General features: G+C 55.4%; 16 protein-coding genes. 6 read left to right on the forward strand and 10 right to left on the reverse strand.

The features are described from left to right. Positions 1 to 312: 312 nt before the first annotated feature. The 3 genes from ACZ5K9_RS02550 to ACZ5K9_RS02560 all read right to left on the reverse strand — a co-directional run bounded on the left by ACZ5K9_RS02550 (position 313) and on the right by ACZ5K9_RS02560 (position 4,728). Positions 313 to 1,308 carry a lysylphosphatidylglycerol synthase transmembrane domain-containing protein gene (locus ACZ5K9_RS02550; protein ID WP_464273926.1) on the reverse strand — a complete coding sequence of 332 codons (996 nt, stop codon included), beginning with the start codon at positions 1,306 to 1,308 and terminating at the stop codon, positions 313 to 315. Positions 1,309 to 1,364: 56 nt separating this feature from the next. Next, a complete protein-coding gene (locus tag ACZ5K9_RS02555) occupies positions 1,365 to 2,126 on the reverse strand; it encodes a DUF2334 domain-containing protein (protein WP_464272853.1) in 762 nt (253 codons plus the stop codon). A gap of 373 nt (positions 2,127 to 2,499) precedes the next feature. After that, positions 2,500 to 4,728 carry a heavy metal translocating P-type ATPase gene (locus ACZ5K9_RS02560; protein WP_464272854.1) on the reverse strand — a complete coding sequence of 743 codons (2,229 nt, stop codon included), beginning with the start codon at positions 4,726 to 4,728 and terminating at the stop codon, positions 2,500 to 2,502. A 191-nt stretch (positions 4,729 to 4,919) separates the two neighbouring features. On the opposite strand from ACZ5K9_RS02560, the gene ACZ5K9_RS02565 reads away from it, so the two are divergent. The 3 genes from ACZ5K9_RS02565 to ACZ5K9_RS02575 are packed head-to-tail and all read left to right on the forward strand — an operon-like array spanning position 4,920 to position 9,028. Then, positions 4,920 to 5,171: a DUF5132 domain-containing protein gene (locus ACZ5K9_RS02565; protein WP_464272855.1), complete on the forward strand. Its 252-nt coding sequence runs from the start codon at positions 4,920 to 4,922 to the stop codon at positions 5,169 to 5,171. A 29-nt stretch (positions 5,172 to 5,200) separates the two neighbouring features. Then, positions 5,201 to 5,794 (forward strand): hypothetical protein, encoded by a 594-nt coding sequence (locus tag ACZ5K9_RS02570; protein ID WP_464272856.1) that lies wholly within the window; start codon positions 5,201 to 5,203, stop codon positions 5,792 to 5,794. 33 nt (positions 5,795 to 5,827) lie between these two features. After that, positions 5,828 to 9,028, forward strand: coding sequence for a cation-translocating P-type ATPase (locus tag ACZ5K9_RS02575; RefSeq protein WP_464272857.1), 3,201 nt, complete (start codon positions 5,828 to 5,830; stop codon positions 9,026 to 9,028). On the opposite strand, the gene ACZ5K9_RS02580 is transcribed toward ACZ5K9_RS02575, so the two are convergent. Further along, positions 9,021 to 9,407 (reverse strand): HMA2 domain-containing protein, encoded by a 387-nt coding sequence (locus tag ACZ5K9_RS02580; protein ID WP_464272858.1) that lies wholly within the window; start codon positions 9,405 to 9,407, stop codon positions 9,021 to 9,023. The genes ACZ5K9_RS02575 and ACZ5K9_RS02580 overlap by 8 nt on opposite strands. 23 nt (positions 9,408 to 9,430) lie before the next feature. Next, positions 9,431 to 9,709, reverse strand: coding sequence for an IS1/IS1595 family N-terminal zinc-binding domain-containing protein (locus ACZ5K9_RS02585; protein WP_464272859.1), 279 nt, complete (start codon positions 9,707 to 9,709; stop codon positions 9,431 to 9,433). 559 nt (positions 9,710 to 10,268) lie between these two features. Between ACZ5K9_RS02585 and ACZ5K9_RS02590 the strand changes: the two genes are divergently transcribed. From ACZ5K9_RS02590 to ACZ5K9_RS02600, 3 genes are all read left to right on the forward strand, one after another. Further along, positions 10,269 to 10,406 carry a hypothetical protein gene (locus ACZ5K9_RS02590; RefSeq protein WP_464272860.1) on the forward strand — a complete coding sequence of 46 codons (138 nt, stop codon included), beginning with the start codon at positions 10,269 to 10,271 and terminating at the stop codon, positions 10,404 to 10,406. 103 nt (positions 10,407 to 10,509) lie between these two features. Next, the gene (locus tag ACZ5K9_RS02595; RefSeq protein WP_464272861.1) at positions 10,510 to 11,817 is read left to right on the forward strand and encodes a PhoH family protein; all 1,308 of its coding nucleotides are present in this window, start codon (positions 10,510 to 10,512) and stop codon (positions 11,815 to 11,817) included. Between the two features lie 568 nt (positions 11,818 to 12,385). After that, positions 12,386 to 12,562, forward strand: coding sequence for a hypothetical protein (locus ACZ5K9_RS02600; RefSeq protein ID WP_464272862.1), 177 nt, complete (start codon positions 12,386 to 12,388; stop codon positions 12,560 to 12,562). Positions 12,563 to 13,381: 819 nt separating this feature from the next. Here ACZ5K9_RS02600 and ACZ5K9_RS02605 read toward each other — a convergent pair. From ACZ5K9_RS02605 to ACZ5K9_RS02625, 5 genes are all read right to left on the reverse strand, one after another. Next, entirely contained in the window at positions 13,382 to 15,190 is a 1,809-nt protein-coding gene (locus tag ACZ5K9_RS02605) for an EAL domain-containing protein (protein ID WP_464272863.1), read from the reverse strand. Then, positions 15,114 to 16,946 (reverse strand): hybrid sensor histidine kinase/response regulator, encoded by a 1,833-nt coding sequence (locus ACZ5K9_RS02610; protein WP_464272864.1) that lies wholly within the window; start codon positions 16,944 to 16,946, stop codon positions 15,114 to 15,116. Before ACZ5K9_RS02610 ends, ACZ5K9_RS02605 begins: the two co-directional genes overlap by 77 nt. A 2,073-nt stretch (positions 16,947 to 19,019) precedes the next feature. Then, positions 19,020 to 20,852, reverse strand: a complete 1,833-nt coding sequence (locus ACZ5K9_RS02615) for a lysophospholipid acyltransferase family protein (protein WP_464272865.1) — start codon at positions 20,850 to 20,852, stop codon at positions 19,020 to 19,022. 107 nt (positions 20,853 to 20,959) lie between these two features. Beyond that, the gene (locus tag ACZ5K9_RS02620; protein WP_464272866.1) at positions 20,960 to 23,422 is read right to left on the reverse strand and encodes a glycosyltransferase; all 2,463 of its coding nucleotides are present in this window, start codon (positions 23,420 to 23,422) and stop codon (positions 20,960 to 20,962) included. A 270-nt stretch (positions 23,423 to 23,692) separates the two neighbouring features. After that, on the reverse strand, positions 23,693 to 26,698 hold the full coding sequence (locus tag ACZ5K9_RS02625; RefSeq protein WP_464272867.1) for a DNA polymerase III subunit alpha: 3,006 nt from the start codon (positions 26,696 to 26,698) through the stop codon (positions 23,693 to 23,695). Between the last annotated feature and the right edge of the window lie 9 nt (positions 26,699 to 26,707).

A 26,707-nucleotide genomic window follows, 5' to 3' on the forward strand; every position in this document is an offset into this window, starting at 1 on the left:
GCCCACCTGCCTGCCCCGCATCGCCGCGGTCCGTTGGGTCAAGGCGCAGCCCGGCCTCAGGGCGACAACGAGGGCGCCCCGAGGAAGACAACGGCCCCGCGCGGATGGATACTGCCATAACGATCCCCCTGAATCTGCGGAACCTGACGGCCTGGGCCGACTTTCAGACAACCGAATCGACGCACCTGGTGGGTGAAAATGTGATAGGAGACCCGATGGCACAAAAGAGACGTCAATTCACCATGATATCTTCAGTGGGACAGTTTCATGCAGAAACGCACTTTCACGGATTAAGGATGACGAGCAGAGCGCTCATCTCTTTATCCAGAGTGACGGCAGCACCACGAAGGCCCCGACGACCAACGGCATGTGATAGGTCAGCAACCGCCAGCTGAGAACCGTGACGGACACAAAACCCGGCGGCAGCACGGCTTGGAGAAAGATAAGCGACAAGATTTCGACACCTCCTCCACCCCCCGGAGCCACCAGAGCCAGAGACAACGCCCACAAGAGTGCTTGCAGAGGAATAAGAGGTATGATGTTCAGGTCAGGGTTCAATGAGTGCACCAGAATGGGCAGGACGCCGAATCGACAACCGCCCTGAACCATCGCAAGAACGATAAACCCCGGGATGACAGGACGCCGACTTTTGGCCAACCTAGGCAAAGCGGCCCATCCGAGCCGCAGGGTGTCTCGAAGGCGCAGCAGCTTTCCCCTGGCCCACTCGATGTCTCCAGCCGCGGACCCTCCCACCGAATCTTTGCCGTAACCCTGCCAGACCCTCTTCGCCCACAACCCGGCCATGAGGACAATGACGATCACGGCAACAGCGATCCCGAGGAGACTTCCGGAGATGTGGCGGATCGAAGCGCTGCGCAGCATGTCAAGCCACAGGCTTTCCCGAAGAGCCACATAGGCCCCTAGGACTCCTGTCAGGAGAAAAAATAGGCCGTCGAAAAGCCAATCGGCGGCGATCAGTCCTAACGATTCTCCTACAGGAACCCCGATTCTTCGAAGAATGGCCACTTTCAAGATGCCTCCACCTACGCCCCCGGGAGTGGCGGACACCCCGAATTCCATCGCCATCGCCGCGGTAAACGCCTCCTTCCAGGGACAACGACGGCCCAAGGCCCAAAGGCCGAGCCAGACACGGAGGCTGTGACAAAGCCACCCCGCACCGACCATCCCCAGCGCAAGCAGCAGGACACCTGGATGCATCCGTCGGAAAGCTTCGTCAATGCGGCGTGCCTCCTCAAAAAGAAAGATGACCAGGCCGGGGATCAGGCATAAAGAGACACCCGATGCCATCACGGCCACGAAACGACCCGGCTTGGGCGGGCGGACGCAAAGATTGCCTGGAGGCTCTATAGGACGACCGGTTTCAGCCACGATAGGAGCGTATGAGGTTGTCGCTGCCGGCAAAGCTTTCTCACAAGACGCAAGATGAGGCGCCGGATGGCGGGATGATCAAGATCCGCCGGGTGAATTGCCACGCGCAGGATAGACACTCCGGCATACAGTCCTTCCAAGGCCGGCATGACAAAGCGAGAAAGAAAAGCCCGAAGGCGTGTGCGGCTGCTTGCCGTGACCACAGGAGCTCGAATTTTTTGATCATTCTGAAGCGAGTAGATCTTCGTATAGCTTTCCGTCACGGCAAATCCAAGCGACTTGAGGACTTCATAGCCTGACGGTGGGAAGATCCATGCCGGAGCCACAAACCCCGAGGCATGAAGGCCGGCCTCCTCAAGAAGGTCACGAGACTTCTCAACCCTTCGGCGCAGCTCGTCTTTTCCAACCCCTAAAAATTCACTTTCCCGGGACGTGTAGCATCGCGCCGTAAAAAGATCTTTCGCGGACCGGGGCTTCTTGGATCTTTCCCACCGATGGGTCAACCCGTGGGACACGAGGGCATCTCCCCGACTCTGGCGGCCTCGTAAATACACGGCGCAGGGGCTCTGGGGCGTTATAAGGTATCGCCCATGCCACAAGGGAACAATAAGCCATGTGAAACAAGAAACCCCCTCGGTTTCCAAAACTTCTGCAAACTCTGCAAAAGCGCGAAAGGTATGGGGGGCCACATCGTGGAAAGAAAGAATGAACCCTTTTTGATTCGGTCCCTCCCTCACCTTCGCTCTCCCTTTCCGTTGGAATAAAAGCTTGAACGGATGTCGCCGACTCTGTCGTAAACCCCACGACGAGAAGGCTGACAAGAAAACATCACAAGAAGACGACCGCTTCTCCAGGTCTCTCAAGCTTTTTTCCGTAGATGTCATGCTAAGCTCACCGGCGTCACAACACCAAGGCAAACGGGTGACAGGATCGTGACATTTGAAAGAAACAAGGCCGGGATGTGCTTTCCCGTAAAGACACCGGAGCGGCCTGGAAGGTGGGGAGCCGGGGAGATGGAAAGCTCAGATCCACCTGCGGCCCGAGTAAAACCGGGTCCAGGTCCTCCGCCCGCATCCGCAAGGTGCGTCTTTCCGCATGGGGCAAGGGATCCTATCCAAGAGGGTCCTGTGATCGAACGCGATCTTGAGAGTCGATTCGGAACATGCGCGCGGAGTTCATCAGGATGCCCACCGTGTGGACCAGGTGCAGAAGGCCCACAGGGCCCGGTCCGACAGTGCCCGTGACCGCAACCGCAAAGCCGATGACGTTGGTCATCACAGCCAAGGCGAAATTCTGGTGGGCAAGACGAAGCATTTTTTGCCCCGCTCGTCGCAGCAGAAGAATTTTACGGACGTCCCCGTCGAGAATCACGACATCGGCAGCCTCCAACGCCGCTGGAGCTCCTTCTGGGCGCAGGGCCGTGCTGACGTCTGCGCGACTGAACGCCGGTGAGTCGTTAATGCCATCCCCAACCATAAGAACCCGGTAGCCTTGATTTTGCCGTTCCACCACCCATCGGGCTTTGGCCTCGGGATCCAGATCCCCCTGAACATCGTCAAAGCCCAAGCCCTGGGCAAAAAGCGCCACCGCTGTCGCGCTGTCTCCACTGACCAAGTCGAGGCGGCGAAATCCGACATGACGCAAGGATTGCAAAAATGCCTGGAGATTTTCCCGTGCTTGAGACCCGAAGGCCACTAATCCCTGGAGCCGACCGTTTCTGGCGACGTAAATGACGAGGCGGCCGTGGCGGCGATGTTCTTGCGCTTTTTTCGCGAAATAACCCACCGCCACACCGTGCTTTTCCATGAACAAAGCATTCCCCACAAGGATCGTCTCCCCGTGAAGCTGCGCGCGAACCCCGAGTCCCGGGACAACTTCCTGCTGACTCGCCACCGGTGGCTGTCGGCCGATTGATTCCACAGCCCTCCGCAAAGCCACCGCCACAGGATGCGGGGAATCTTTTTCGGCGGCGGCCGCCAGAAGAAGGATGTCATCCTCGGCCATCCATGGGGCCCTGGGGTAAATCCCGTGGACCGACAGCAAACCGGCTGTCAGCGTTCCGGTTTTGTCGAAACAGACGGCATCCAATAAGGAAACCATCTCAAAGGTTCGTCCGCTTTTAACGAACACCCCCCGCCGCCACATGGCCAGAAGTGCTGTGGTAACCACGGAAGATGCCGCCAAAACCATGGCGCATGGACAGGAAAAGACCAAGAATACCGTCATGGCCCGGCGCAGTTCGCCCGTGAACATGAAAGTCACGGCCGTCGCCCAGGCTCCGAGCTTCAACGAACGTCGTGAGAAGACCTCCGCCGCACGCTCCATGGATGTTCTTTGAGCGAGGCCCTCGCGCACCAAGGCGTGGATTTGGGCCAAAGAGCTCTCTTGGGCGTTCTTTTCTGTCTCTACAAGGAGTTTTCCTTCCAAAACGCGCGATCCCGCATAGACGCGGTGGCCCTGCCGACACGTGCGAGGCATCGCTCGACCCGAGAGATGGGCTTCCTCGACGGTGGCACACCCATCCAGAACGTTCCCATCTACGGGAACAGTTTCCAAGGGCCCCACCACGACGAGCTGCCCCGGGGAGATTTCAGACAGGGCGCGCCGGCACACAACGCCGTTTTCCACAACCTGGACTGTTTCCGGAAGCGTTGGGAAAAACTCCTCCACATAACGGGCAGTCCTCCGCTCAGACTGCTCTTCGGCCCAAAGACTCAAATGGCCCACGAAAAGGATTTCCACGGCCGTCAAAGACTCGGAGGCCACGACGGCGATTAAGCTTGCCATGTTCAGGACAGGGACCAAACGTCGATGATGGGGTTGCATGTGCCTTGTCCTTGCTGACCACAGCACCAGAGCTGAAACAACGCTCACCACGCCAGCCAAGGAAAAAGGGCCTTGAGCCATGCTGCTCCCGAAGAGTATTCTTTTCAGGAGATTGGAGACCAAGATCCCGCCTAAGCCCAAGAAAGCCAGAAGGTGCGTTCGAGGCGAGAGAGTCTCTGAGGAGATTGGGCTTCGACATGGGCGTCGCACATCGACGGCCTTTTCATGAGATGGGCAGAGGACGTGCTGAAAGGCCGAAGCATGAGTAAGAATGTACCCTGTGAAACCGGAGGCAAACTCGTCAAGGGCCTGTATGTCTCCGCTGAATTCAATGATCACGGACCCTGTGTAGGGCCGGACCCGAACCCGTCGGACTCCTTCCATCTTCTCCAAAAAATCTTGGAGTTCTGCAGCATCGACGGACGCCCAGAACCTTCGGCCGATCTTGATTCGCACCCTTCCGGGGACGAAATGCCGAACTTGCACGTTGGAAAGAAATTGTTGGATCGTCATGGTCTCCGTCCTTCGGCAGTATGATTTTGTCTTTAGTTTGCCATAATCGGACAATTTTTCACCGAAGAACTGCAGACTTGTTGGGAATCGAATGAATTTTGAGCTTGACGGTCACGGCTTCGCCAAGTTAGCCGAAATAGCATTGGGCAGTTTACGCGTCATCTGGCTAAACCCAAATAAAGGAGGAGACGATGAAACTCGAGGACATCAATCTTCCGAAGAGCTTGTTGGTCGGTGTGGCCGCTGCAGTCGTCGCCCCTGTAGTCTTGCCGGTCCTGGGCGCCGTTGTCCGCCCCGTGTTGAAGGCGGCAATCAAAGGAGGAATCATCCTTTACAACAAAAGCCGGGAAATCGTCGCCGAAGTGGCGGAAAGTGTCGAGGACCTGGCCGCCGAGGCGAAAGCTGAACTGCAGCCCCAAGGGGCTTCTCCCGAAACGACTTGAAAAGGATGGACAGATCGGGAGGGACTTCCATGCCTCAATATGCGGACGTGGTGCACTGCACCAAAACGCGTGTTCGCATCAAGATGCGGGACAAGGTGCAGGACCGCACCTTTTACGGTCAGCTTGCCGAAGCGGTTGCCGATCTGCCCGGGGTGGACAAAGTCAAGATCAACGACGTGACCGGGTCTCTCCTTTTTCAAGGGGATTCTCTCAATCCAAGGGATATTGTTGACCGCTTGATTCAAAAAACGCCGCTTCGGTTCGAAACATCTCCGACTTTGCATCCCGTCCAGCGGGCGGTGCAACCGTTTGTCAGATTGAGCCAGAAACTCAAGGCGGCGACGGGAGGCGAAGTGGGTTTGACGGAGGCAGGTTTCCTCACCCTTCTCGGCATCGGTGTCATCCAAATCTTGAGGGGAAACATCACGGCACCTCCATGGTACACCGCGTTCTGGTATGCTTTCGGTGTGTTCAGCAAGGCTTTAGTGGAAAAATACAGCGAACCCCACGTCATGAAACCTTCCGGGGCTGGTTTTCAGCCCGCCCACGCTGCGGATCCTTGTCCAGCAAACGATAAGAGCGATACGGCTCCATCGGTAGAGCAGTGGAGCGAGGAAACATAAGCTAAATAAGGGATGATCTGAAAGGTTCGTCCAATGATCCGCGTGGTTCATGCTCGCGTGGAGGGGCGAGTGCGCCTTCGCATGCCCCTGTTGAAGGGCCATCCCCTCCTGGCGAAATACCTGACAGAACACTTGCGCGCTCAGAACGGTGTGCGGACCGTTCGGGCAGGAACCACTACGGGCAGTTTACTGGTATTCTATGACACCCCTCTGCTCCACGTGGAGCAGGTGCTTGGGCTTGTCCAAGAAGCCCTCAATAGGTTCAAGGAAGACACTCCCAATCCTATCCCCCCGTCATCCGTTGTAAGAAACACTCCAGGAAAACAGACTCCCCCTAGCCCCTCGATCGCCTCGAGCCGGTCGGTAGAAACTCCCCCCACCCATAAAGCTCCCCGCAGGCAGCCTGCTGGAATGGATCATTTAGACTCTTCTCCGGACGATGCCTGGCATGCGAAAACCCCCCAGGCATGCCTCACCCGCCTGCAATCCGGCCTTCACGGACTGTCCGATGAGGAGGTCTTGCATAGACTCGAAGCCTACGGGCCTAACGACGTTCAAGATACGCCTTCGATCTCCCGTTGGCGCTTGTTGACGAAGCAGTTCATCTCCCTGCCCGTGATGCTCCTTGGTGCGGTGAGCGTCGTCTCTCTTGTGACGGGCGGCGTCGCCGATGCCATGATTATCGGCGGGGTCGTAGCGGCCAATGCCATCATTGGTTACATCACCGAAAAGAGTTCCGACGAAGCCATATCCGCCCTACGCCAACGGGAAGAGCCGGAGGCGCATGTCATTCGATCCGGTCGGGAGCAGGATGTTCCGAGAAGTCAACTCGTCCCTGGGGATATTATCGTGCTCCGTGCGGGATGCACCGTTCCTGCAGATGGTCGGCTTCTCCGGGCGGATCACCTGTTCGTCGATGAATCTTCACTGTCCGGTGAGAGCCTCCCGGTGCTCAAGTCGGCGGACGTGGTTTTGACTGAAACGGTCCCCCTCCACGACCGTCTCAACATGGTTTACAGGGGCACACTCGTTACCGGGGGATCCGGTGTGGCCGTGGTGACGTCAACAGGAGCACGGACGCAAATCGGCCAGCTACAGCGCTTGCTCCAGACAACGGAAGCGCCCAAAGCGCCCATTGAATATCAACTGGCGCGGTTGGGGCGCCGTCTTGTCTTGTTTTGCCTGGGTGTGTGCGCCGTATGCTTTGCCCTTGGAGTGGCTCGTGGATACGGCTTGCTTGCCATGGCGCGGCTGAGCCTTTCCTTGGGAGCCGCGGCTGTTCCCGAGGGACTCCCTTCAGCAGCGACGACAACCTTTGCGCTTGCCGTAAGGCGCATGCGACGACGGGGGGTCCTGATCCGTGACCTCACCGCGGTGGAATCCCTCGGGGCTATCCAGGTTCTGTGTGTGGACAAAACCGGCACGCTGACAGAAAACCGAATGACCGTTCAGGAAATCGTGGTCGACGGGCTCCGTTATGGAGTTCGGGACCAGGTCATTTCCTTCAACGGCAACCGAGTTGATCCCCTTAACCAAGATCACCTTCGGCGGATTCTTGAAATTTCGAGTGTCTGCATTGAAACCCGGGGGATCGGCCAAGACCCGCAAGGGGGTCTTGTCTTGGATGGATCCCCCACAGAAACGGCTCTTATCCGCTTGGCCTTGGCCAACGGGGTGCCTGTACAAGAGCTTCGTGAAAATTTTCCACCGTATTGGACCATCCTTCGGTCGGAATCCCGACCCTATATGGCGACGCTGCAGAACAACGATCAAGGTGAGCTGTGGCTGGCGGTCAAGGGCAATCCTGAAGCCGTGCTTGCCTGCTGCACTAAAGAAATAAGGCGCAACACCCCGGTGACGCTGACCGATGAAAGGCGACGCCGCATTCTTCAAGAAAACGAGCAACTCTCCAGTCAGGGACTTCGAGTCCTCGGATTCGCCTATGGGTTCCCCAAAGACACCGAACACGACGCCCCGGAAGACTTGATTTGGTGCGGACTCGTGGGCATGGCGGATCCCATCAAAGCCGGCGCCCGTGAGACCATCCGCACCCTCCGTCGGGCCGGCGTGGAGGTGGTCATGCTTACGGGTGACCAAGAACTCACAGCAACGGCGGTAGCCAATGCCCTTGAGCTTTCAGGCGGCAAGCCGGTTCGGACTGTGAATGCCTCCTGCTTCAATGGCGGGTGGACAATCGATAGTGAAGAACTTAAGGGGTGCAGCGTTCACGTGTTTTCCCGCGTCAGTCCCGCTCACAAACTCCAAATTGTCGACATGCTGCGTCGCTCGGGAAAAATCGTCGGGATGACGGGAGACGGCATCAACGACGCCCCTGCTCTCAAGGCGGCGGACGTTGGGATATGCATGGGACAGAACGGGATTCGGGCGGCTCAACAAGTGGCCAACGTGATTTTGGAAAATGATGACTTAACCCTCCTGGCGGTAGCCCTTGAAGAAGGCAGAACGATTCAAAACAACATTCGAAAATCCGTACGCTTCTTTCTATCGAGCAACTTGAGCGAAATTCTCGTGACCACCAGTGCTCTCTTCTTGGGCATGCCCACCCTCCTTAACCCCATGCAGCTCTTATGGATTAACCTCGTCTCCGACGTCTTCCCGGGAATCGCTTTGTCCATGGATCCTCCCGAACCGGACGTGCTCTTAAGACCTCCCAGAAAAGCCCATGATGCGCTCTTCAGTGCAAGTGATTTTGCCCGCATGTTCCGGGATGCCTCGGTGCTGGCCGGGGGGGCTCTCCTTGGAAGTTTCTATGGGCTTCTTCAAGGCGGACCGGCGAAAGCATCCACCACAGCTTTTCATATCTTGTCGGGCTCTCAGTTGGCCCACGCTCTAGTTTGTCGTCGAGAAGATCCCGACTCGACAAAGTCGTCGGGCAAGGCCATTCCCATCCTCCGCGTCGGGATCGCGGCCACTTTGTTCGCCCAAATATTGGCCGGCATTGTCCCCGGGCTGAGGAATTTCCTGGGGCTCACGCCGATGCATATCGTGGACTGGTTGATCGTCGCTCTGGCCACGCTGACGACAACGTGGGTCAACACGAAAGCAGGTCAGGCGAGAAGCCGAACTCCCCGCCAAGTGAAAATCCCTTCCGAGGAACCCGTCGAAGAACTGTCTGCTTTCAAGGTCCCGGGGCCGGATATTGCGGCTGTGCCCCAAGGACCTATGATAGACGTCAAAAGGGAGGATCTCCGGGGGTGTGAACACATCAGATAAAGACGGTTAAAAAAGAAAAAGGCGTGTTTTTCAAAGCCACGTCCAACGCCACATTGAACAGCGCCTTGGTCAAGAATTGCCCGGTTTTGCTCACGCTCAAAGTCTCGGACGCCCAACCGGAGGGGCGACCTTCCCTAGAGGTTTCGGCGGCGTTGAGATGGCCGTTTTCTTTAAGAACCTCGACAATCCTTTCTGCAGAAAGCAGGGCTTCATCGTAGTACACAACGACGCTTCCCGTCACTGGGTTACACTGGACCTTTTCCACCCCGGGCAAGGCTTCCACGAGCCCTTGGAGCAGGAGAGCTCCGCCGGGACTATACCGAATCGTCGGAACTTTAATGCGAACACGACCGGGAATTCTGTGTACGAGATAGCTCATGACACACAACACCTCTCTTGCAATTATTTCTTCGTCTTTTCACCTCGAGAAACATAGCCCCGACACGAGGGGTATTGAGAACACCGAAAAGTTTCGCGTCCATTGACCCGATGATGCACATGCATCACCGCACCACACTGGGGACACGTCGGTTTCTCCAATTTGGGTTTTTTAGACGGGTCCTCCACGAATTGATAAAGACACTTCTGACAGCGGTACCGCTGCTTGCCGGTCACGGAAATTCCGTACCTGTAGATGGCATCACATTGGCATCGGGGGCAGCGGATCCTATTCTCCGACACATGTTCCTCCTATACACGAGGAACATGTAAGGAATATCTGTGTCCTCTTGATGGCGGCTTCGTGACACTTTTGTGACAATCCCACCCTGTCAGGCGCTTGAGTCTGTTCAGCCTCGGGGTCGTGGACGTCACACCCGCCGCACCCGCAAGGAAAATCGTCGGGGCTTTATTTTTGTCCCACTCCGCAGAGGGCACTGGCAGATTTTCTCCGTCCAACGCCACAGTGTGCTGTCATTTCTTCCCCTTGGGCTCACCTCGGGCTTAACTCCCCATCAGGGAGGAGCCTCCGTGTTCGCAGTGGCACAGCCGATGTTGAAGCGGATTTCAAGTCCTGGAGTTTTTCAAAAAGTGTAATTTTTTCCATAAGCGTAAGCAAAGGGTCCCGCCCCCACTTTTTTGAAAACGCTTCCCTCCCCGGATCAGCGAATCGAGTGCAGGCAGCTTTTCGTGTCGGACCGAATGCCATGCACTTGTCACATTGCGATCTCAGGATTGTCACATGTCCCTGTCAGACTTCAGGTGTTCGCGAAAAGCCTCGATGGATCCTCGGGAGGGTTCCATGAAATACATGGCGCTGTGCATGACAGTCGGTATACCGATTGTGGCCATGGTCATTGCCAGGGTCACCGTCCTTTCTCAACACCATCCCAAGACAGACCTCATCGTCCACTTGCACAATCTGCTAGGAACGCATTGATGCACCGCTGGACCCAGACGGTGTGCACCCCACGAGAAGGCTCTTCACACCGGCGAAGCCTGATCACTGGAGCTCCGCGGGATCCTGGAGGCGACTTGATCGCATGAGCGATAAGGCCACTTATGTCTTGGACACGAACGTCTTGCTTCATAATCCTAATGCGCTCTTCTCCTTTCCCAACAGCCACCTTGTGATTCCACTGGCGGTCATCGAGGAAATCGACGATCAAAAAAAGAGGCAGGACGAGGTGGGCCGCAACGCCCGACTGGTGTCTCGGCGGCTGGATGACCTGAGAAGCCGAGGTCGACTTTCTCAGGGCGTGACTTTGCCGAACGGCAGCATTGTCCGAGTTGAGCTTAACCATGTGGACGATCACGTTCTGCCGAAGGATCTCGCTTCCCACAAGTACGACAACCGCATCCTGGCTTTGGTCCACTCCTTGTCCAAGGAAGCATCGGCCGAGGTCATTTTGGTCACCAAGGATCTGAATCTTCGAATCAAGGCCGATGTTTTGGGAATCCGCGCACAGGATTATGAATCGGACAAAGTGGATTATCGGGAACTCTACGAAGGGTACCGAACCCTTTTGGTTTCGGGATCCGACATCGACATCTTCTTTAAAGACGGTCGGCTTCCCGTCCCTCAGGAAGCATCCTTGCTTCCTCAGGAATTCACTGTATTGAAAAACGCCGCCAATCCGTCCCAGTCCGCACTTGCCCGTCACACCAACGGCTATTTGGTGTCACTGAAGTACGCTCACCACGTTCCGTGGGGCGTCGCGGCCCGTAACAAAGAGCAAAAGATGGCCTTAGAATTGCTCTTAGACGACTCGATTCGTGTGGTCACCCTCGTTGGGCGTGCCGGCACGGGGAAAACCCTTTTGGCCTTGGCTGCGGGGTTGGAACGCGTGGTGGAGCAACGCCTGTACCATCGGTTCCTCATCACCCGCCCTGTCGTTCCTGTGGGTGACGATCTTGGGTATCTTCCCGGAAGCCGTGAGGAAAAACTGCGGCCTTGGATGCAGCCCATTTATGACAATCTCGAACTGCTCTTCCAAGACGCCGAAGACCCATCAGAACCCATTGACCATTTGATACAACGCGGCGTATTGCAGATGGAAACCTTGACGTATATCCGTGGCCGCAGTATACCCAACCAATTCATTTTATGCGACGAATCTCAAAACCTCACTCCAAATATGATCAAAACGCTCATCACCCGTGTGGGCAAAAGGACAAAGATCGTCTTCACAGGTGATCCCGACCAAATCGATCACCCGTATCTGGACTCGGACAGTAATGGGCTGACGTACTTGGTGGAACGGCTGAAAACCGAAGCTTTAGCCGGACATGTGACCCTTCGGAAGGGGGAACGCTCCCAGGTGGCGGAAATGGGGGCGATGCTCCTCTAAGCCTCGGACCATAACCCCGTCCGATGTTTTCTCATTTCGTTCAGTCAATGGGCGAGCAAAGAGCCGCTACAGTCGCTCACCGACCCGAAAGGGTTTCGACCCTCATTCTGAGAGACGCCACAGTCAGGTCGTTATGACCGTGGGCAGCCTCGACGGACAAAGGCATGATTCCCCTTTCCCGCAATGGCCGAGCGCGAAGACCGCTCTCCCGGAGCTATGGAAACCTCCCAGCACTCTCCAGCAGCGAATGCCTCGCGCTTGTTCGATCCAATTGACGCGAGATTTAAGGCCGGCGCGAAGGCTCGGAGACGGTAGTCTATTTGCCATCGTCCTCATGAGAGGGACGGGCCTTGGACGGGCAGCGCCCCACTGAATAGGGGAAAGCCTCCAGGTGGTGAAAGTTCCGAATAGGCTGATTCCCATAGCCATGGCGCAAAAAGCATGCTTTGTCCCTTGGCAGGAGCATCTCGAAAAAGCAGTCGTGTTCTTGACGACAAGAGACGCCGTATTTAGTTTTGAGGCAAGGATAATCCGAAATATCAGTTAACGGTCAAACAAGGAGAGCGCCATGAGTGATGTGACCAGTCCAACCAAACGTCAACAATTCGTGTGGGTGAAAGACAAGGCCGGTAACGAGTTTGTGTGTCCCGTCGATGTGCTCAAAAAACCCTCCGAGATGAGCCCCGAAGAGCTGAAAAACTGCGTGGACGATGCGACGACCCCTCAGCCCTTTGCTGGCGGGTAGCCGTCTAGTATTGAATGCGTAAGGTGGGATAAACACAGGTCAATACCAAGGGCCTACCCCCAGGGGTGGGCCTCTCGTTTATTGAAAGATTTTCGAGGCCGGAGGGTCCTATGACAGAGCTTAGGAGAGGTCAGGTGTTGGTTCGTGTGAAGGATCGCGCAGGCAATGAGTTTTATTGTCCGCTTGAAGAATTGAGGAACCCCCAAGAATTAGAGTCCCATATTCTTGAGGCTTGTGTGGACGATGCGACAGTCGGTCGGTATGCCGGGGACTTCCAGAGAAAAGAATCTTGATTTGGCCCCCCAAGTTCGCTTGCCGGACCCCGGGATTTTTTCCTCTGGTCGCGGCAAGCCTCTTTGAAAGGTGCCTCGCAAGCCGGTTATCTATCAATTCACCCGGTTGGTACCCAATCAGGGGCTATCTCAAAAATTTTTGGCCGTTCGCGGAAACCCATGCGGGGTTATTCAAAGCGATAGTTCAGTCCGAATTCATAGATCCGCATTGAGCCGATGGCGCCCAAATCTATTCAAAGACTCGGCAAGAATTTCCATTATTAAACCAACATAAATCCCAACTTTCGCCGTCGGAAAATTTCAGACCGCCGCGTTGTTCCCGGCATGCTGTGGGTCTTGTCTTATTTTCGGATGAGGATCGCGTTCTCCTTTTGAATCAGTGCCGGCGGACCTCGTCTTTCACCCTTTCTTTCAAGCCATTGAAAGCTGTCAAAGTCCGAACCGTTTCATGGAAGCACCCGCCAAATCGTAAACGGTAATCTGTGATACGGCGCCATCCCGACAAATTCATTGAATGGATTGACCACTAGACGGCGCGACGATCCACAAAATAGCTATTGCCCGGTATCCTTTTGACGACGCTTTTGACTTCAGTGGCGACGGACGCCAAATGACCGTAAGATTGAAACAATCTTTCTTTGTTGGTCACCACGGCAATGGACAGGGAGAGCAGAGGAAATGAGCGCACCTGACCCTGTCGATCCACGCTTTCATAATAGCCGAGCTGCACACATTGGGGTTCGTGAAACTGACCGATTTTTGCCTCAAAGTCATGAAGAATCCGCTCGCATAATTTATCCACTCCTGAATATCGAACGACAAAAACAAAATCGTCACCTCCGATATGTCCAACAAATCCATTAGAATCCCACGACAATACATGCTCTTTTAATAACTGACCGAGAAATCGAATCACTTGATCCCCTTTTTCAAAGCCGAATCTGTCATTAAAGGGCTTAAAATGATCCAGATCTACATAACCCACGGCAAACAATATCCCTTGCTTCAAACGTCTCGAAATCTCTTCGTTGATGAGGTTGTTGCCGGGCAAACCTGTCAACGGATTGGACTGAGAAGCGCACAGCAGGTTTTGTTCGGTGATGTGTTCCAGAATCTGATGGATTTTCACGATCCCCACATAAGTTCCATTGCGCGTCACCACCACAGCATCGTAAATGGACTTTTCGTCACGGGCCGTCACTTTCTGTGACACGTATTCCACAGGAGTGTCCTCCTCAAAAATCGAAACTTCGCTCATAACCAACGACACGGGTTTGTCCGCGTAAAGTGCGTAGCCGTATCTCCGCCCCAAGAGGAAAAAAAGGTCTGTTTTTTTGATGATCCCGAGGGGTTTTCCGGCTTCCAAAACCGGGATGACCGTGAGGCTCTCCTCTTTCTGAAACCGTTGCTCCACATTTTTGACAAGGGTGTGCACTTCCACGGGAGGGATATAGGTTGTCAGGCATCCTAGGAGATGGCCGGTGCATGCGAGGTCGTAACTGCGATGAGAGGACCTCAGAGAACGAATTTTCTCGTTTGATCCCCTTACAATGATTCCTGGGTCGAGTTCTGGATATCCCACATAATAGCCTTGGACCCAATCAAAACGAATGTCGGAAACCATTTGTAGCTCCTCAAGGTTTTCCACTCCCTCCGCCACAACGGTGATCCCGACTTTACGGCAGAAATTGACAATGGCATTGCAAAGCAGCTGCTTTTTTGAGGAAAGATGCAACCCGGATATTAAATGCCTATCCACTTTCACTATCGTCGGTTCAAGCTCCAAAAGGCTTTTCAACCCTGCAAAACCTGCCCCCAGGTCATCCAAAGCGATTCGAAAACCTTTCGCTCTCAGCCATTCGATGAGCTCGCTGAGTCGGCTGAACTGGTCGAGATTCTTTCGTTCAGTAATCTCAAAGATCACCGCCGCAGAGGTGTTCAGCACTTCGTCGCAGAACAACTCCTGAAAGGATTCGATACGTCCTTGGCTGAGAATCGAGGGGGAGAGATTGATGCACACAGGAACAGAAAGGTTTAATTTCTGGAATTTTTCTATGGCCTTCCGCTGGCACAACAGTTCCAATTTTTGTAATAATTGCAAGTGCTCCGCCGCTTCAAAGAGTTCCATGGGTGTCTGAATCTTCCCGCCCTTCATGACTCTGCACAGGGCTTCATAAGCGACGACACGTCCCGTATTCAAATCGAATATGGGCTGCATCGCCATATCCACCTTTTCTTCCTCTATGATCGCCTCCAGCTCACGATAGGTGGTTGTCCTGTGCCAGAAGCCTCCTACACGGCGATCTTCTCTGTGGGCTAGAAGACCATCGTTCATGTGATCCTCCTTGCGCGCTTTTGGTCTGATCCACAATCCGCCGGACTAGCGAAAGCAAAGCTTTCGTGGAAAAGGGCTTGGTCAGTGATGCCTCAATGAGACCGATCTTTTGAGCCTCGGCAACCGCCGGATGGTTGTCACCCGTCAGAATCACCACCGGTGCCGAGCTCCCCATGGAGCGCAACTCTCGAGCGAGCTGCACCCCGTCCATCTCGTCGAGGTGATAATCGAGCAGCACCAATTGGACCGCACATCCATGAGTTCGAACGATGTCGAGAGCCTCCACTGCACTCTTGCTGAAGCGCACGGCAAACCCCGCCTCTTCGAAGACTTCTCGCAGGCCTTCCAGCACCAGCGGATCGTCATCCACAAGCACAAGGAAATCCTTCGGGGAACTTTCGACGGCCACCTCATCTTTGTGGGGCACGAGAGTTTTTCCATGGTTATCTGGAGTGACGCCGAGAGGTTGTGCTAAGGCGGGAAGGTAAACAGAAACGCAGGTCCCTGCCCCCACGCGGGACTCCACGTGAATATGTCCACCGTGAGAACGTATAATATTATGGGCGATGACGAGACCTAGCCCTGATCCCCCGGTGCTTTTTTTGGTCGTAAAATAGGGATCAAAGATCCGCTCGAGTATTTTTGGGGGAATCCCGGGGCCCGTGTCCCGAACGCGGACGCAAAAATACCGTCCCGGCTTGAGTGCGGGGAAAGGACTTTGCTCCTTCGTTGTCAGACGGATTTCCTCGACCAGGGTCTCCAAAACACCCCCATTGGGCTCCATAGCCTGTCGAGCATTGGTCCAAAGGTTTAGAAACACCCTTTGAAGATCGCTGGAGGATCCCAGAATCCACGCAGGAAAGGCTCGAAGGTCCTTGCGCGCCTGAATGTTCGGTGGCAGCGAGCCGACAAACAGGTCGAACATATCATTTACGGCTCCCGCAAGATCCATGGATTCCCAAGACCCCGAGAATGCATTGCTAGAGAATCTAAGCTCATCAAGAAGAGTGCGCGCCTGACCACATCCCCAAACAATCTTCTGCAAATGATCGGTATTTCCAGCACCCTGGTTTAATAAAGCCATCTCTGCATGGGCACATACAACCGTTAAGATATTACTGAGGTCATGGATAATACTTGGTTCACTCCTCTCCAGCAATTCACTTTCTTGATTTTGCCGAAAATGATATTGTCTCCGCCTCGTCGCTTCCAGTCTTTTTCTTTTGCCACGTTCTTCTTCCAAACTCTGCCCTAAGCCAACTCGGGTTAGAATCATAGATGCCAGTTCTACGTATTGCTCCACAATACTGATGTGTTTATCAGAAATGGGTTTCCCCCCGGAGTGCTGCATCAATCCGACGCAGGCGATGACCTCTCCCCGGCAAAAAACAGGCACGCCCACCGCCGTACGCACATCTGCAAGACATGGATGGGGATATCGAAGAGGCCATTGATTATAGCTACCGATGACAACGGTGCTTTTCAGTTTGAAAACCTGACTGACCATCCCCTTCCTAAGGGTTAAGATGAAGTGTTTTAAGTCGCTGACCCGGCCGTGCGCGTAACGAATGACGGCCTTTCCTGAGCTCTCACGGTTTGAACGATACAGTGCCATAAAGGCGCTTTCGGCTCCGGTCAAACTGACAACACTTTTGAAAATAAGCTGATACGCCTCCTGTGGATTCTGCGCGTGAACCAATCCCTTTACCCAATCATGAACAACCTGCACCACATCCACCTCCCACAGGCTCATCATTTTTTCTGATCATCTTTCTGAGCGACGGCCATTGAACCTCTACTCCACCGCCAAATTATCCGGTCTGCACTTCATCCCCTAAAGCCTCGGCAGACGGTCTCACTTCTCCCACCTCTTCTTTTTTATTGAGACGTGTATTCGCCCTTTGTCGTCTTTCCACGTCACGTCCGTGATATTCTTGTGACGTTCAAAAATTCCGAAACCCGAGGATTTGCCCGGGCCTCTTCACAAACGCCTTTCCCCTGTCACCGACAAGACGCGCCGCAGTCACAGATTTTTCACATCTATTCGGTATGCGCCCCAAGAGCTGCACAGGGAGGGGAGAGAACGGCGCGCAGCAATCCGCGCAAAGGCTTCGATGCAGACAAACTCAAGATTCTCCGATGGAGATCTCTGCGAATAATAACACAACATGTAATTCAAATCATCGTGAAGTCGACATATTCGCAACGCTTCGTATTAAATAGGAGGACATCATGAGTCCGTGAAATCCCATTCATATATAAGACCATCTTCGCGTCGCTAATACACTTAATTTAGGAGATCTTCATACTATAGGGCTTTCTGTCGAAATTTCACCCGGCAGGTAACCTTCTGAAAAGAATCCACATGGAACAATCGTCAAAAACCTTCTCCAACGCTCACTCGGGCCCGGCCATTGTGGGGCATCTCATCAACAGGACCTCAAGCCGAAGCCCGCGCGTGGGAAAAGACGTTCTTGGCGGGCGATGGTCTCGCGTGCAACGAGGGTCAGGACCTCTTTGAGGCTCATTTGCATGGAGAAAAGTGACTGCGAAACCGCTGCGGGGGCGCCGACGATGTCCGGTTCAAAGCAGCCCCGGCCGTCACAGCCGTTCCTTCGCAGGAAACCCGGCGAAGGGGAGTTTCGGCAGGCGCGCGAGCGCTTTTGAACGCCTTGTCGGCGAAGGCCGCATCGAAGGGCCCGGGAAGACCCGGTTTTCCGTTTCAGTTCTTTTTACAGGGCATATAGTTTTGCACCTGGATTTTTTCTGTCCGGACAATTCCGCCACAAAGAAGGAAAGCATATCGCTGAATAAGGCTACCCTCGGCCGATCAAAACAGCCCCGCAAGCCGGAGACTCAACTCACTCAACAACAGCCCACGGGTTCAGGGTTACGCCATACTTCATCCAAGGTTCTGCCGGCCTTGTCGGGGTGCCCCCCGTGGTCGCTCCGATACCCGGCTTTGCCTTCATCCAATGAACCGGACGGACACAGGCCACGGGGCCACGTCTCTGGGGCAACGTTCCCTGAGGCCGGCATCCGTTGCCAATCATGACCACAAACAAGAGACCGATGGGGCGATCATACTATTCCTCCGGTTCTCGGGTCCTCCCACCCAAAGGGTTCAGAACGCCGCAGAATTTTATGGAAAAGACGCCGTAAGCTCTTGGGCGCAGTGGGAATTGTTAGAGAATCTCGCTCTTAAAATTGAATAGTGAACTTCGGCGACATCAGCAGCGAACCAATGTATCTCTCTGGAGTTCCTTTGCTTTAGGACTTACCTACGTTTTTCCCGGTGTTTTCCATCTCGAACCCGCCCTAGGCCGGCCTTGGGGGGTTTTCAGCCGATCCCCATGTCTGAAACGTTCGCGAACTCCCGCACCCCCGAGGACCACAGGTGACAGCGCTTTGAGTTCACAAGCGAGCACCGGCAGGTTGCCCCAAAAAGCCGAATGTGAGACACGCCCATAACATGTTTTGGATGCCACCCGGAGACTGCTGGGTCCACCTGAGGACGAGTGGCCACTTGCGATTGCTGGTTCAGCGTTTGATGAAAACCAATGTTCCTGCCTCCCCACGCCGCATAGGAACGCGGTCGGGTCTAAGGATGCTCTCTACGCACGAAATCCATAGGGCGGGGCTCATGTTCGAATAATTCTTATGAACACCGCCGCGCCTGAGGGGATGACACAAACAGGTGGGTCTCTCGAAAGGTCCGCGAACCTTCCCTGTGGGGCACCGAGCCTTTCAGGAAAGAATCTTGACGCTTGGATCGGTCCCCACCGGCCGTTCGCTATGAGGATCAACGGACTTCAAGCTGGAGCAAACCTCATGCGCAGAGGGACATCTCCTGAATCTCCACTCTCCTGTGCACAGAAAGAAACCGTCGCGCCTCTTCCCGGCCCATGGTCTTCTCCAAAAGCGAGAGATCGGCCTGTGCCAGGTCGACCAAGATCAAAGCGTCCACCACATAGGAAAAGTTCGGATCCACATTGAAGCCCAACACCTTCCCCCCCAGTTTAATGTACTGGCGAAGGAGTACCGGCACACTGCGCTCATATCTTTCAATGACCGCAACGAGTTCTGAAAAGAGGTCCACATCCACCACATCCCGGCACAAGGTGTGCACATTCCACGGAGCAACCGGCATGAGTCGCCAGGGCTTGCGGGACCTTACCCAACGACCCCATTCATGGCAGAAATGATTCTGGCGGAGATACATCAGCATGAGATGTCTGCTGAGCACGTGGTAGGTGTCGCTGATGCTTACGGGTCCAAGCAGAAAACGGTAACGTTCATGCAGGGCCACGTAACGGCCGATCCCTTTCCACAAGAACCACAATGGGGCATAGGCTTTTTGATACTCCGGACGGACGAAAGATCGTCCCAATTCTAAAGTCTTTTGAAGGAGCGATCGAATTCCCGCCCCGTAACGGAAGAGGGTATGCGTGTAAAACCCGTGCAGACCCCTTTGTTCCAAGATGGCATCCCCTCGGCCAATGCGATAGGCCCCGACGATTTCACGGGAATCTGCATTCCACAGAAACAGGTGATCGTAATAACCATCAAACTCGTCCAAGTCCTCTTCGCGGCCCGTACCTTCCCCTGCAGCTCTAAACGCCGTCTCCCGCAGGCGTCCGATTTCTCTCAGCACGTGGGGAATTTGAGACGCCGCTGCCCAATAGACACGATAAGGTCCCGCGACGAGCACGCAGTGTGAGTCGGGCAGGTTTTCGATGTCCTGTGAAAGATCGGGAGAGGGTACCGCAGTCCGCACCGGTCGGGGGGCGGAGCCGAGGTTTTTTCGCAGCGGACGCCATCTTTTTCCCAAGAGCGCCCGCGATCCGCACTCCACTCTCGGCACACCCAGTGCGTAGGTATAGGCGCGAAGATACTCCGTGATCCCCCTTGGGGATCCAATTTCAGCCAGCTCTTCGAAGGGAATCCTTCGACCGATGGTGAGACGGATCGTCTGACCGCCCTTGTTTTGAAGCTCTCTCGGCAGCAGGAACGTTCGCAACCGGGGATGGAGGAGGCCGAGAAGATGGAACCATAAGCTGTTGGATCCTTCAAAATGCATGGGCACCACCGGGCATCGGCTCCAGAGCAAGAGTCGACCTACGGAAGGGCTCCACTGAGGGTCCATGACGCTCCGCTTTCGGAGATGAAAGTGAGAGACCGTTCCCGAAGGAAACATGACCAACGCCCCTCCGCTTCTGAGCCATTCGAGGCACCGGCGCAGGGGAACCACGTTTCGATCCCGGGATCGTCGAAATCCAAAAGGATCGACACCGAAAATCAGCGACTCGATCTCGGGAATGCGCTCCAGGAGAGCGTTCGCCATGATCTTGACGTCTGAGCGCCTCTCGAGAATGGTCTGAGCCGCCAATAGTCCTTCCAAGCCCCCGAACGGGTGGTTGGCCACCACAAGCAGGGGCCCCTTTTCCGGAATGGCGGACAGGGTGCCGGACACGACAGGGCGCACCCTGAGCGTTTCGAGAGCGCTTTTCAAAAAAGATCGGGGGTCCGATGCCTCGGGCAAACTCTGGTAAGCCCGCTCGAGCTTTTCCAGAGCCGCCAATTTTTGAAAACAATGGATCACCGGTCGCCACATTCCGGTCGCTTGCGGTAGAAGCTGGAATTCGGGGCCCTTCTTTTCCATGTCATCCTCACCTTTGCGATTCCATCTCCAGTCGGACGTTCAGCCTCAACATGCATCGGCCTTTGGATAGTTGAGGGCGCTGAAGATAGCCGTTCGAAAGCCGCCCGTTAAACCGCTTCCGGAAGGCGGAGGTCGTCCCGCAGAGAAGAGGCGCCGTACATCTCCCACATGGCTTGAAAGGCGGCTTCGAAGGATCGGCCTTCCATAACCCTTCTCGCCTCCTGACCCATCTGGACACGTTTTTCCGGGTTGAGGCACATTCGCTCCATGGACTTCAAGAGGCTTTCATCGCTTCGTCCGCTAAAGATCCACCCCGTTTGTCCGGGGATCACGTTTTCCTGAGGTCCTCCACAGTCGCTCACAATGACCGGGAGGCCAGAGGCCTGAGCCTCGAGGACCACATTGCCGAAGGTGTCCGTCGTGCTGGGAAAGACCAAGAAATCGCATGAGGCGTAAGCCTCGTAGAGGGCTTCGCCTGAGAGGTACCCGGTAAAGATGGAATGGGTTCCGGAAAGAATCTTTTCCATTTCTTTTCTGTAAGGCCCGTCACCCACGACAACCAAGGCTGTCTGCGGGTTTTTTTCATAGAGCCGACGGAACGCCCGACACAGCACGTCTAAATCCTTTTCTTTGGAAATACGGCCCACGTACAAGGCCGCCACTTTATCTTGAATGTGATGCTGCTCCCGAAATCGTAGGGAACGCTTTTCCGGGGAAAATCGATGGATGTCCACGCCTCGTGGATAGGTCGAAATTTTTTCCGCCGGCAATCCATGCTCAATGAGTTCTTGAGCGGTCGCGGCAGATGGGGCATAGACGTGATCCATTTGATTATAAAACCACAGAATATAGCGCCATGTGAGTGACTCCAGGCCCTCGTCCCCCGTCAATCGACGGACGTATTGAGGCAAGGCCGTGTGATAGGTCGACAGAATGGGGAGTGATAAAAGCCGAGCTACGGCTAAAGCCACAAGGCCCATGGGGCCCGGCGTGGCGGCATGGATTTGGGTGAACTGGCCTTCATAGCAGAAGGTGAGGATTTTGAGGAACGGCGGGATGTTCAAGCTCAGTTCCGGGTATTCCGGGAGCGTGTATCGCCCGATGGGCTTGAAGTTCACCACACCGGACGGCAGCTCGTGCTCTGCGTCTTCCGATGTGAGCAGGACCAGACGGTTGCCTAAGCTTCGGGCAACTTGGAGCTGGTGGAGTAAGGTGCGGGCGACCCCGTTGACCTCCAAGAGTGTGTCCGAAAAATGGGCGACGGAGAGTTCCTGCCCATGGCCTGAGGTCTCTTCCGAGGTGCTGAAACGACGAGAAACCTCCATGGCCAAAGCCTTGTCTCTGGTGAAATGGGAAAACGCGACAAAATAAGGAGCCATCAGGCTATACAGCGCACCGGCGGATCCCAGGGTCCCGAAGATATTGAAAACGTTCGCATCATTGAGCTGTTGGCCGATGCGGTAGGACAAATCTATGAGGAGCATGTCGCCAGTCTGCTCTAAAAACCGATACCATAACTTTTCCGCCGCGACCGTCGAGAGAGCTTTGGTTCCCTGAGCGACGGCGAGAAATCGGATGTCTTTGCTGACAAGCGTTTGGGACATTTTCCAAAACATGCGGACGGGAGTGAGATCTTTTTCAGGCGGATCTTGTCGACGCCACAGGCGGGTGGACCGTGCGAGGTTGTAAACGCGACTCGACCAGGATCTTGTGGGGCTCTCGTGGTGCACATCGAGAACACGTTCCATAAACTGGAGGAGAAGATCCTTGTGAACGTGCCGAGCCAATCCGAAACGATCACGGTAATACTGATAGGCGATCCCATAGAGGTTATGGGCCATGGTGAGCGGCGTCGAAGCCGTGCCCCCCGCAACGGCTTTGCCCTTTCCGAGTTCCTCGAGAAATGAGTGAACATCTTGGGCTTCAGGCACGGCTGTCCAGGATCGAGCGATATTGAGAGAGCTGTGATCGTCAGAACCGGCAATGAACCACTTGGGACCGAAATCCATGGGCATGCCCGGACTAGCGCTTCTTTCCGCGAGTCGTTCGAGAAAAGGCGCATCCAGTTTGGGCAACAGGGTTCTGAGCACCTGATTCTGAAAGTCGTTTCGAGCCCCGTTGAGTTCAAAGCCCTGGAACAACAGGAGCATCTTCTCGAAGTGGTTCAGCGTCAGCTTGCCGTTGAGACTGTAAAGGGGGTGAGCGACGGCATGAACAATCTTTCGCTCTTTGAGGTACGTGACCAAATCGTAGATGTTTTCTCTTATTTTCTGGATGTCTTCGTGATGGGTCTCGTTAAGGCCGTAGGCCAGCACGTGCACCTTGCAGCCATCCTCTGGAAAATACGTGGTAATCTCCTCGCTCACGAAAACTCCGGGTAAGTGGGCGATTTCCAAGGCCCCGGCGATTGTGTTGTGGTCCGTGATGGTGACCACATCCATCCCATTCTTCCGGGCAATGCGATAGACGTCTTTGGGCTGCGTGAAGCTTTCCGGACAACCGATTTTTTGGAGAATCCACTGCGACGGCCTTGTGGAAAACCTGGAGTGCACGTGCAAATCCGCTTTCATCGACTCACCTCCCGCTTAGGTTTTGGATCGGACCTACTTTTGCGCCAGAAGGTTGCCGGGATGCGTCATCCGAGTGACGTTTTCATGAAAAATCGAGAATGGACCGACCCCGCCGGGTCGGTTGAATGTGCAGGACCAGTTGCCGCCCTGAAACCGGACATCCAGAAGGCCGTGGCTGTGTCGGAGATTTCTTCGCCTGCAGGTTCGCAGTTAAGGGCTTCATTCCAAGACAGGTGCCGGTGGATTTTGGGCGGTACCTTTCGGAAAGGTTTAAGCAACGGGTTCGAGGTAGGACACGCTCAGGCTCACGGTGCCGAAAGATTCTTCCACCGTCCCCCGGAGGGCATACGGCCGCTCCCATCCGAGTGTTTGACAAAAGCGACGATACGCCTCGGGAAAGAAAACCGTTTCATATATGGCCGTTTCATCTTCAAAGGACACAAAGGCCATGGGATCCCCTTCTCGGGTCACCACTTCCTTTCGGGTGATGGGCCATCCCTTCACCCATACCATTTTCCCGACGAACCGAGGAAGTTCCACGGCGCGAATCCACGGCCGAGGCCGTTTTCGGTAGGCCGCCTCGTAACATACCAGGGGATGCACGGAAAACACAAAACCCATCGCCTCCTGTTCATGCTTCCACAACACCTCTTTCTCAGGAGGCGGCAGCCCCGGGGCACGGACAACATTGCCCCCGAACGATCTGTTTCGAGGATACGGCCCCGGGTTCCTGCCCACCGGAACCCCATGTGGGACGTCTTGGCCATGGGAGCGAGCACACCGCGCGTGGATCCACCACAAAAGCTCGCCTCGATGATAAGGTACGGCGAGGGAATCCAGAGCCCCACTTTTGGCCAGCACCACGGCGTCCGAGAGGTTCAGAGGCATCCGGGCAAAAAGGTCATCCAAAGAGGTAAAACGACCGTGTCGAGCCCGTTCTTCGAGCAATCGATCCACGGTGTCCCGCCGAATGCCGTGAAGTAGTTGCAACCCTAAGCGGATCGTGCGTCCTTTGCCCCAACACTTCCACCGGCTTTCGTTCACATCGGGCCCCAAAACTTCCAAGCCGATACGCCGCGCTTCAGAAATGTAGGCGAAAGCTGTGTAATACCCTCCTCCGTTGGCGATGACGGCGGCCATGAATTCGGCCGGGTGATGGGTCTTGAACCACGCGGATTTGAAACTCACCAAAGCGTAGGATGCAGAATGAGGCTTACAAAAAGAATAGCCGGCAAAGGAGGTGAACATATCCCACAGGGCTTCGACGATGTCGTCGCCCACACCCCGACGACGGCAGCCCTCCTGAAAGCGCCGTCGGTAATCGTCGATCTGTTCCCGGCTCTTTTTGCTCAACACCTTGCGCAACCCGTCCGCTTCCGCCCAATCAAAGCCGGCCAAGACCATGGCGCACAACACGACCTGTTCTTGGTAAACCAAGATCCCGTAGGTTTCCTCCAAGAGATCTTTCAGATCAGGATGCAGCGGTTCATAGGGCTTTCCGTGGAGTCGCTCGATGTACGCGTGGATATAGCGGTTCGCCGCAGGCCGGATGATGGACGAATGGATCACCACATGTTCAAAGTCTCCTCGCCTGGTTTTCTGCTGCAGCTGCCGCATGGCGGGAGATTCCACGTAAAACACCCCCATGGTGTCTCCTCGGGCCAGAAGGCTCTGGACTTCGGGATCATCCACAGGATTCAGGGACGCATAATCCACACGGCACCCGGTATTTTCCTCCACCATGTTCAAAGCATCCCGAATCACGCCCAGAGAACGGTTCCCCAAGAGATCGATCTTGACCAAGCCGCCCTCTTCCGCCTGATCTTTTTCCCACTGGATGACCCGCACCCCTTTGGCCGCCCGTTGCACAGGCACCCGACGGTCCACCCGGTCGGGCGCCAAGACCATACCCCCACAATGCACCGACAGGTGCCGGGGAAGCCCCTCCAGCCGTGCGGCCAACCGAAGAATTTCCGGCCACGGAGGATCCAAAGGAAAACCGAGAAAGGCCGGATGAGACCGAATCCGCTCCTCAATACGCTCGGGACGCGTCCAACCACTCAATCGCCGCGTCACCTCCTTAATTTCTGCGGCGGGAATGCCGTACACCTTGGCCGTTTCCCGCACCGCGGCTCGAGCCCCGAACCCCACATGGTTCGCCACCATGGCGAATCGGTCGGGCCCATAGAGGCGCTCTACCTCTTCCAAAAGGGCGTCCCGTTCATCCCACGGAAAATCCACGTCGATGTCCGGATGATCCTTACGGTGCGGATTGAGGAAGCGCTCGAAAACCAGTTTGTGTCTGAGCGGATCCACATGGGTGATCCCCAAAAGGTAGCTCACCAGGCTGGCGGCCGCACTTCCACGGCCGCAATGGATGGGCCGACGCCCCACAATGTCGGCGACCACAAGGAAGTAATCCACATAACCCTTGGAATGAATGAGCGCCAATTCCGAAGCGAGCCGTTTTTCCAGTTCGGGAAAACTCCGCCCGTAACGCCATCGGATCCCCTCTCGGCACCGCAGCACCAAGTCGTCGAAGCGATCCCCGGGGCTGGTGCCGTAATCAGGGAAAATCGTTTCAAAGCGGCCCCAATCCTGGAAACATTTTCGCAGGAGCGTTTCCCCGGTGGCGACGGCTTCCGGACAGTGGGGAAAATGTCGCTTCGCCGTTTCAGGAGGTTTCAGCCACGCCTCCGGCGAAACCAACTCCCGGGGATCCAAGGTGCTCAAAGTCCGGTTGGTGTCGATGGCCCGAACGAGCCGATGAAGGGAAAAATCTTCGGGGTCGGCAAAATAGACAGGGTGGACAGCCACCGGGGGAAGTCCCATGGCCTCAGCCATCCGGAGGACCCGTCGTCCTGCGGGTCCGGGAACCACCGCCGCGTAAGCCTCCACCCTTGAAGAAACGGCTCGGAGAAAGTTCTCGTCGGCACTGATCGCCACCACATGGTCTCCCGCATCGGGAAAAGCCTTTTCAAGGCAAAAGGCGGGATCTAAATGAAGGTTGGAGACCAACCTGCAGAGCCATTCATAGCCTTTGGGGTTCTTGGCAATGGCCACCACATGTCGGCCTTGGTGCACGAGATGCACCCCGACGACCGGGGCAATCCCGAAGCGACGAGCCGCCGCGAGGAAGCGCACCAGGCCGTAAAAGCCGTTCCAGTCGGCACAGAGCACGACCCGGTGCCCCCGGTGCGCCGCACGCTCACACAAAACCTCCGGAGAGCTCACCCCCCGCATGAAGGAATAAAAGGTATGGACCACCCACAGCATGGCTCGTCT

The organism is Desulfosoma profundi, from assembly GCF_055387865.1.

Coding starts and splice junctions, on each gene's coding strand:
- ACZ5K9_RS02610 (WP_464272864.1), bottom strand. CDS start 16,946: ATGATGAGCCTGTGGGAGGTGGATGTGGTGCAGGTTGTTCATGATTGG.
- ACZ5K9_RS02550 (WP_464273926.1), bottom strand. CDS start 1,308: ATGGCATCGGGTGTCTCTTTATGCCTGATCCCCGGCCTGGTCATCTTT.
- ACZ5K9_RS02600 (WP_464272862.1), top strand. CDS start 12,386: ATGAGTGATGTGACCAGTCCAACCAAACGTCAACAATTCGTGTGGGTG.
- ACZ5K9_RS02565 (WP_464272855.1), top strand. CDS start 4,920: ATGAAACTCGAGGACATCAATCTTCCGAAGAGCTTGTTGGTCGGTGTG.
- ACZ5K9_RS02570 (WP_464272856.1), top strand. CDS start 5,201: ATGCCTCAATATGCGGACGTGGTGCACTGCACCAAAACGCGTGTTCGC.
- ACZ5K9_RS02615 (WP_464272865.1), bottom strand. CDS start 20,852: ATGGAAAAGAAGGGCCCCGAATTCCAGCTTCTACCGCAAGCGACCGGA.
- ACZ5K9_RS02580 (WP_464272858.1), bottom strand. CDS start 9,407: ATGAGCTATCTCGTACACAGAATTCCCGGTCGTGTTCGCATTAAAGTT.
- ACZ5K9_RS02605 (WP_464272863.1), bottom strand. CDS start 15,190: ATGAACGATGGTCTTCTAGCCCACAGAGAAGATCGCCGTGTAGGAGGC.
- ACZ5K9_RS02595 (WP_464272861.1), top strand. CDS start 10,510: ATGAGCGATAAGGCCACTTATGTCTTGGACACGAACGTCTTGCTTCAT.
- ACZ5K9_RS02620 (WP_464272866.1), bottom strand. CDS start 23,422: ATGAAAGCGGATTTGCACGTGCACTCCAGGTTTTCCACAAGGCCGTCG.
- ACZ5K9_RS02575 (WP_464272857.1), top strand. CDS start 5,828: ATGATCCGCGTGGTTCATGCTCGCGTGGAGGGGCGAGTGCGCCTTCGC.
- ACZ5K9_RS02560 (WP_464272854.1), bottom strand. CDS start 4,728: ATGACGATCCAACAATTTCTTTCCAACGTGCAAGTTCGGCATTTCGTC.
- ACZ5K9_RS02625 (WP_464272867.1), bottom strand. CDS start 26,698: ATGCTGTGGGTGGTCCATACCTTTTATTCCTTCATGCGGGGGGTGAGC.
- ACZ5K9_RS02590 (WP_464272860.1), top strand. CDS start 10,269: ATGAAATACATGGCGCTGTGCATGACAGTCGGTATACCGATTGTGGCC.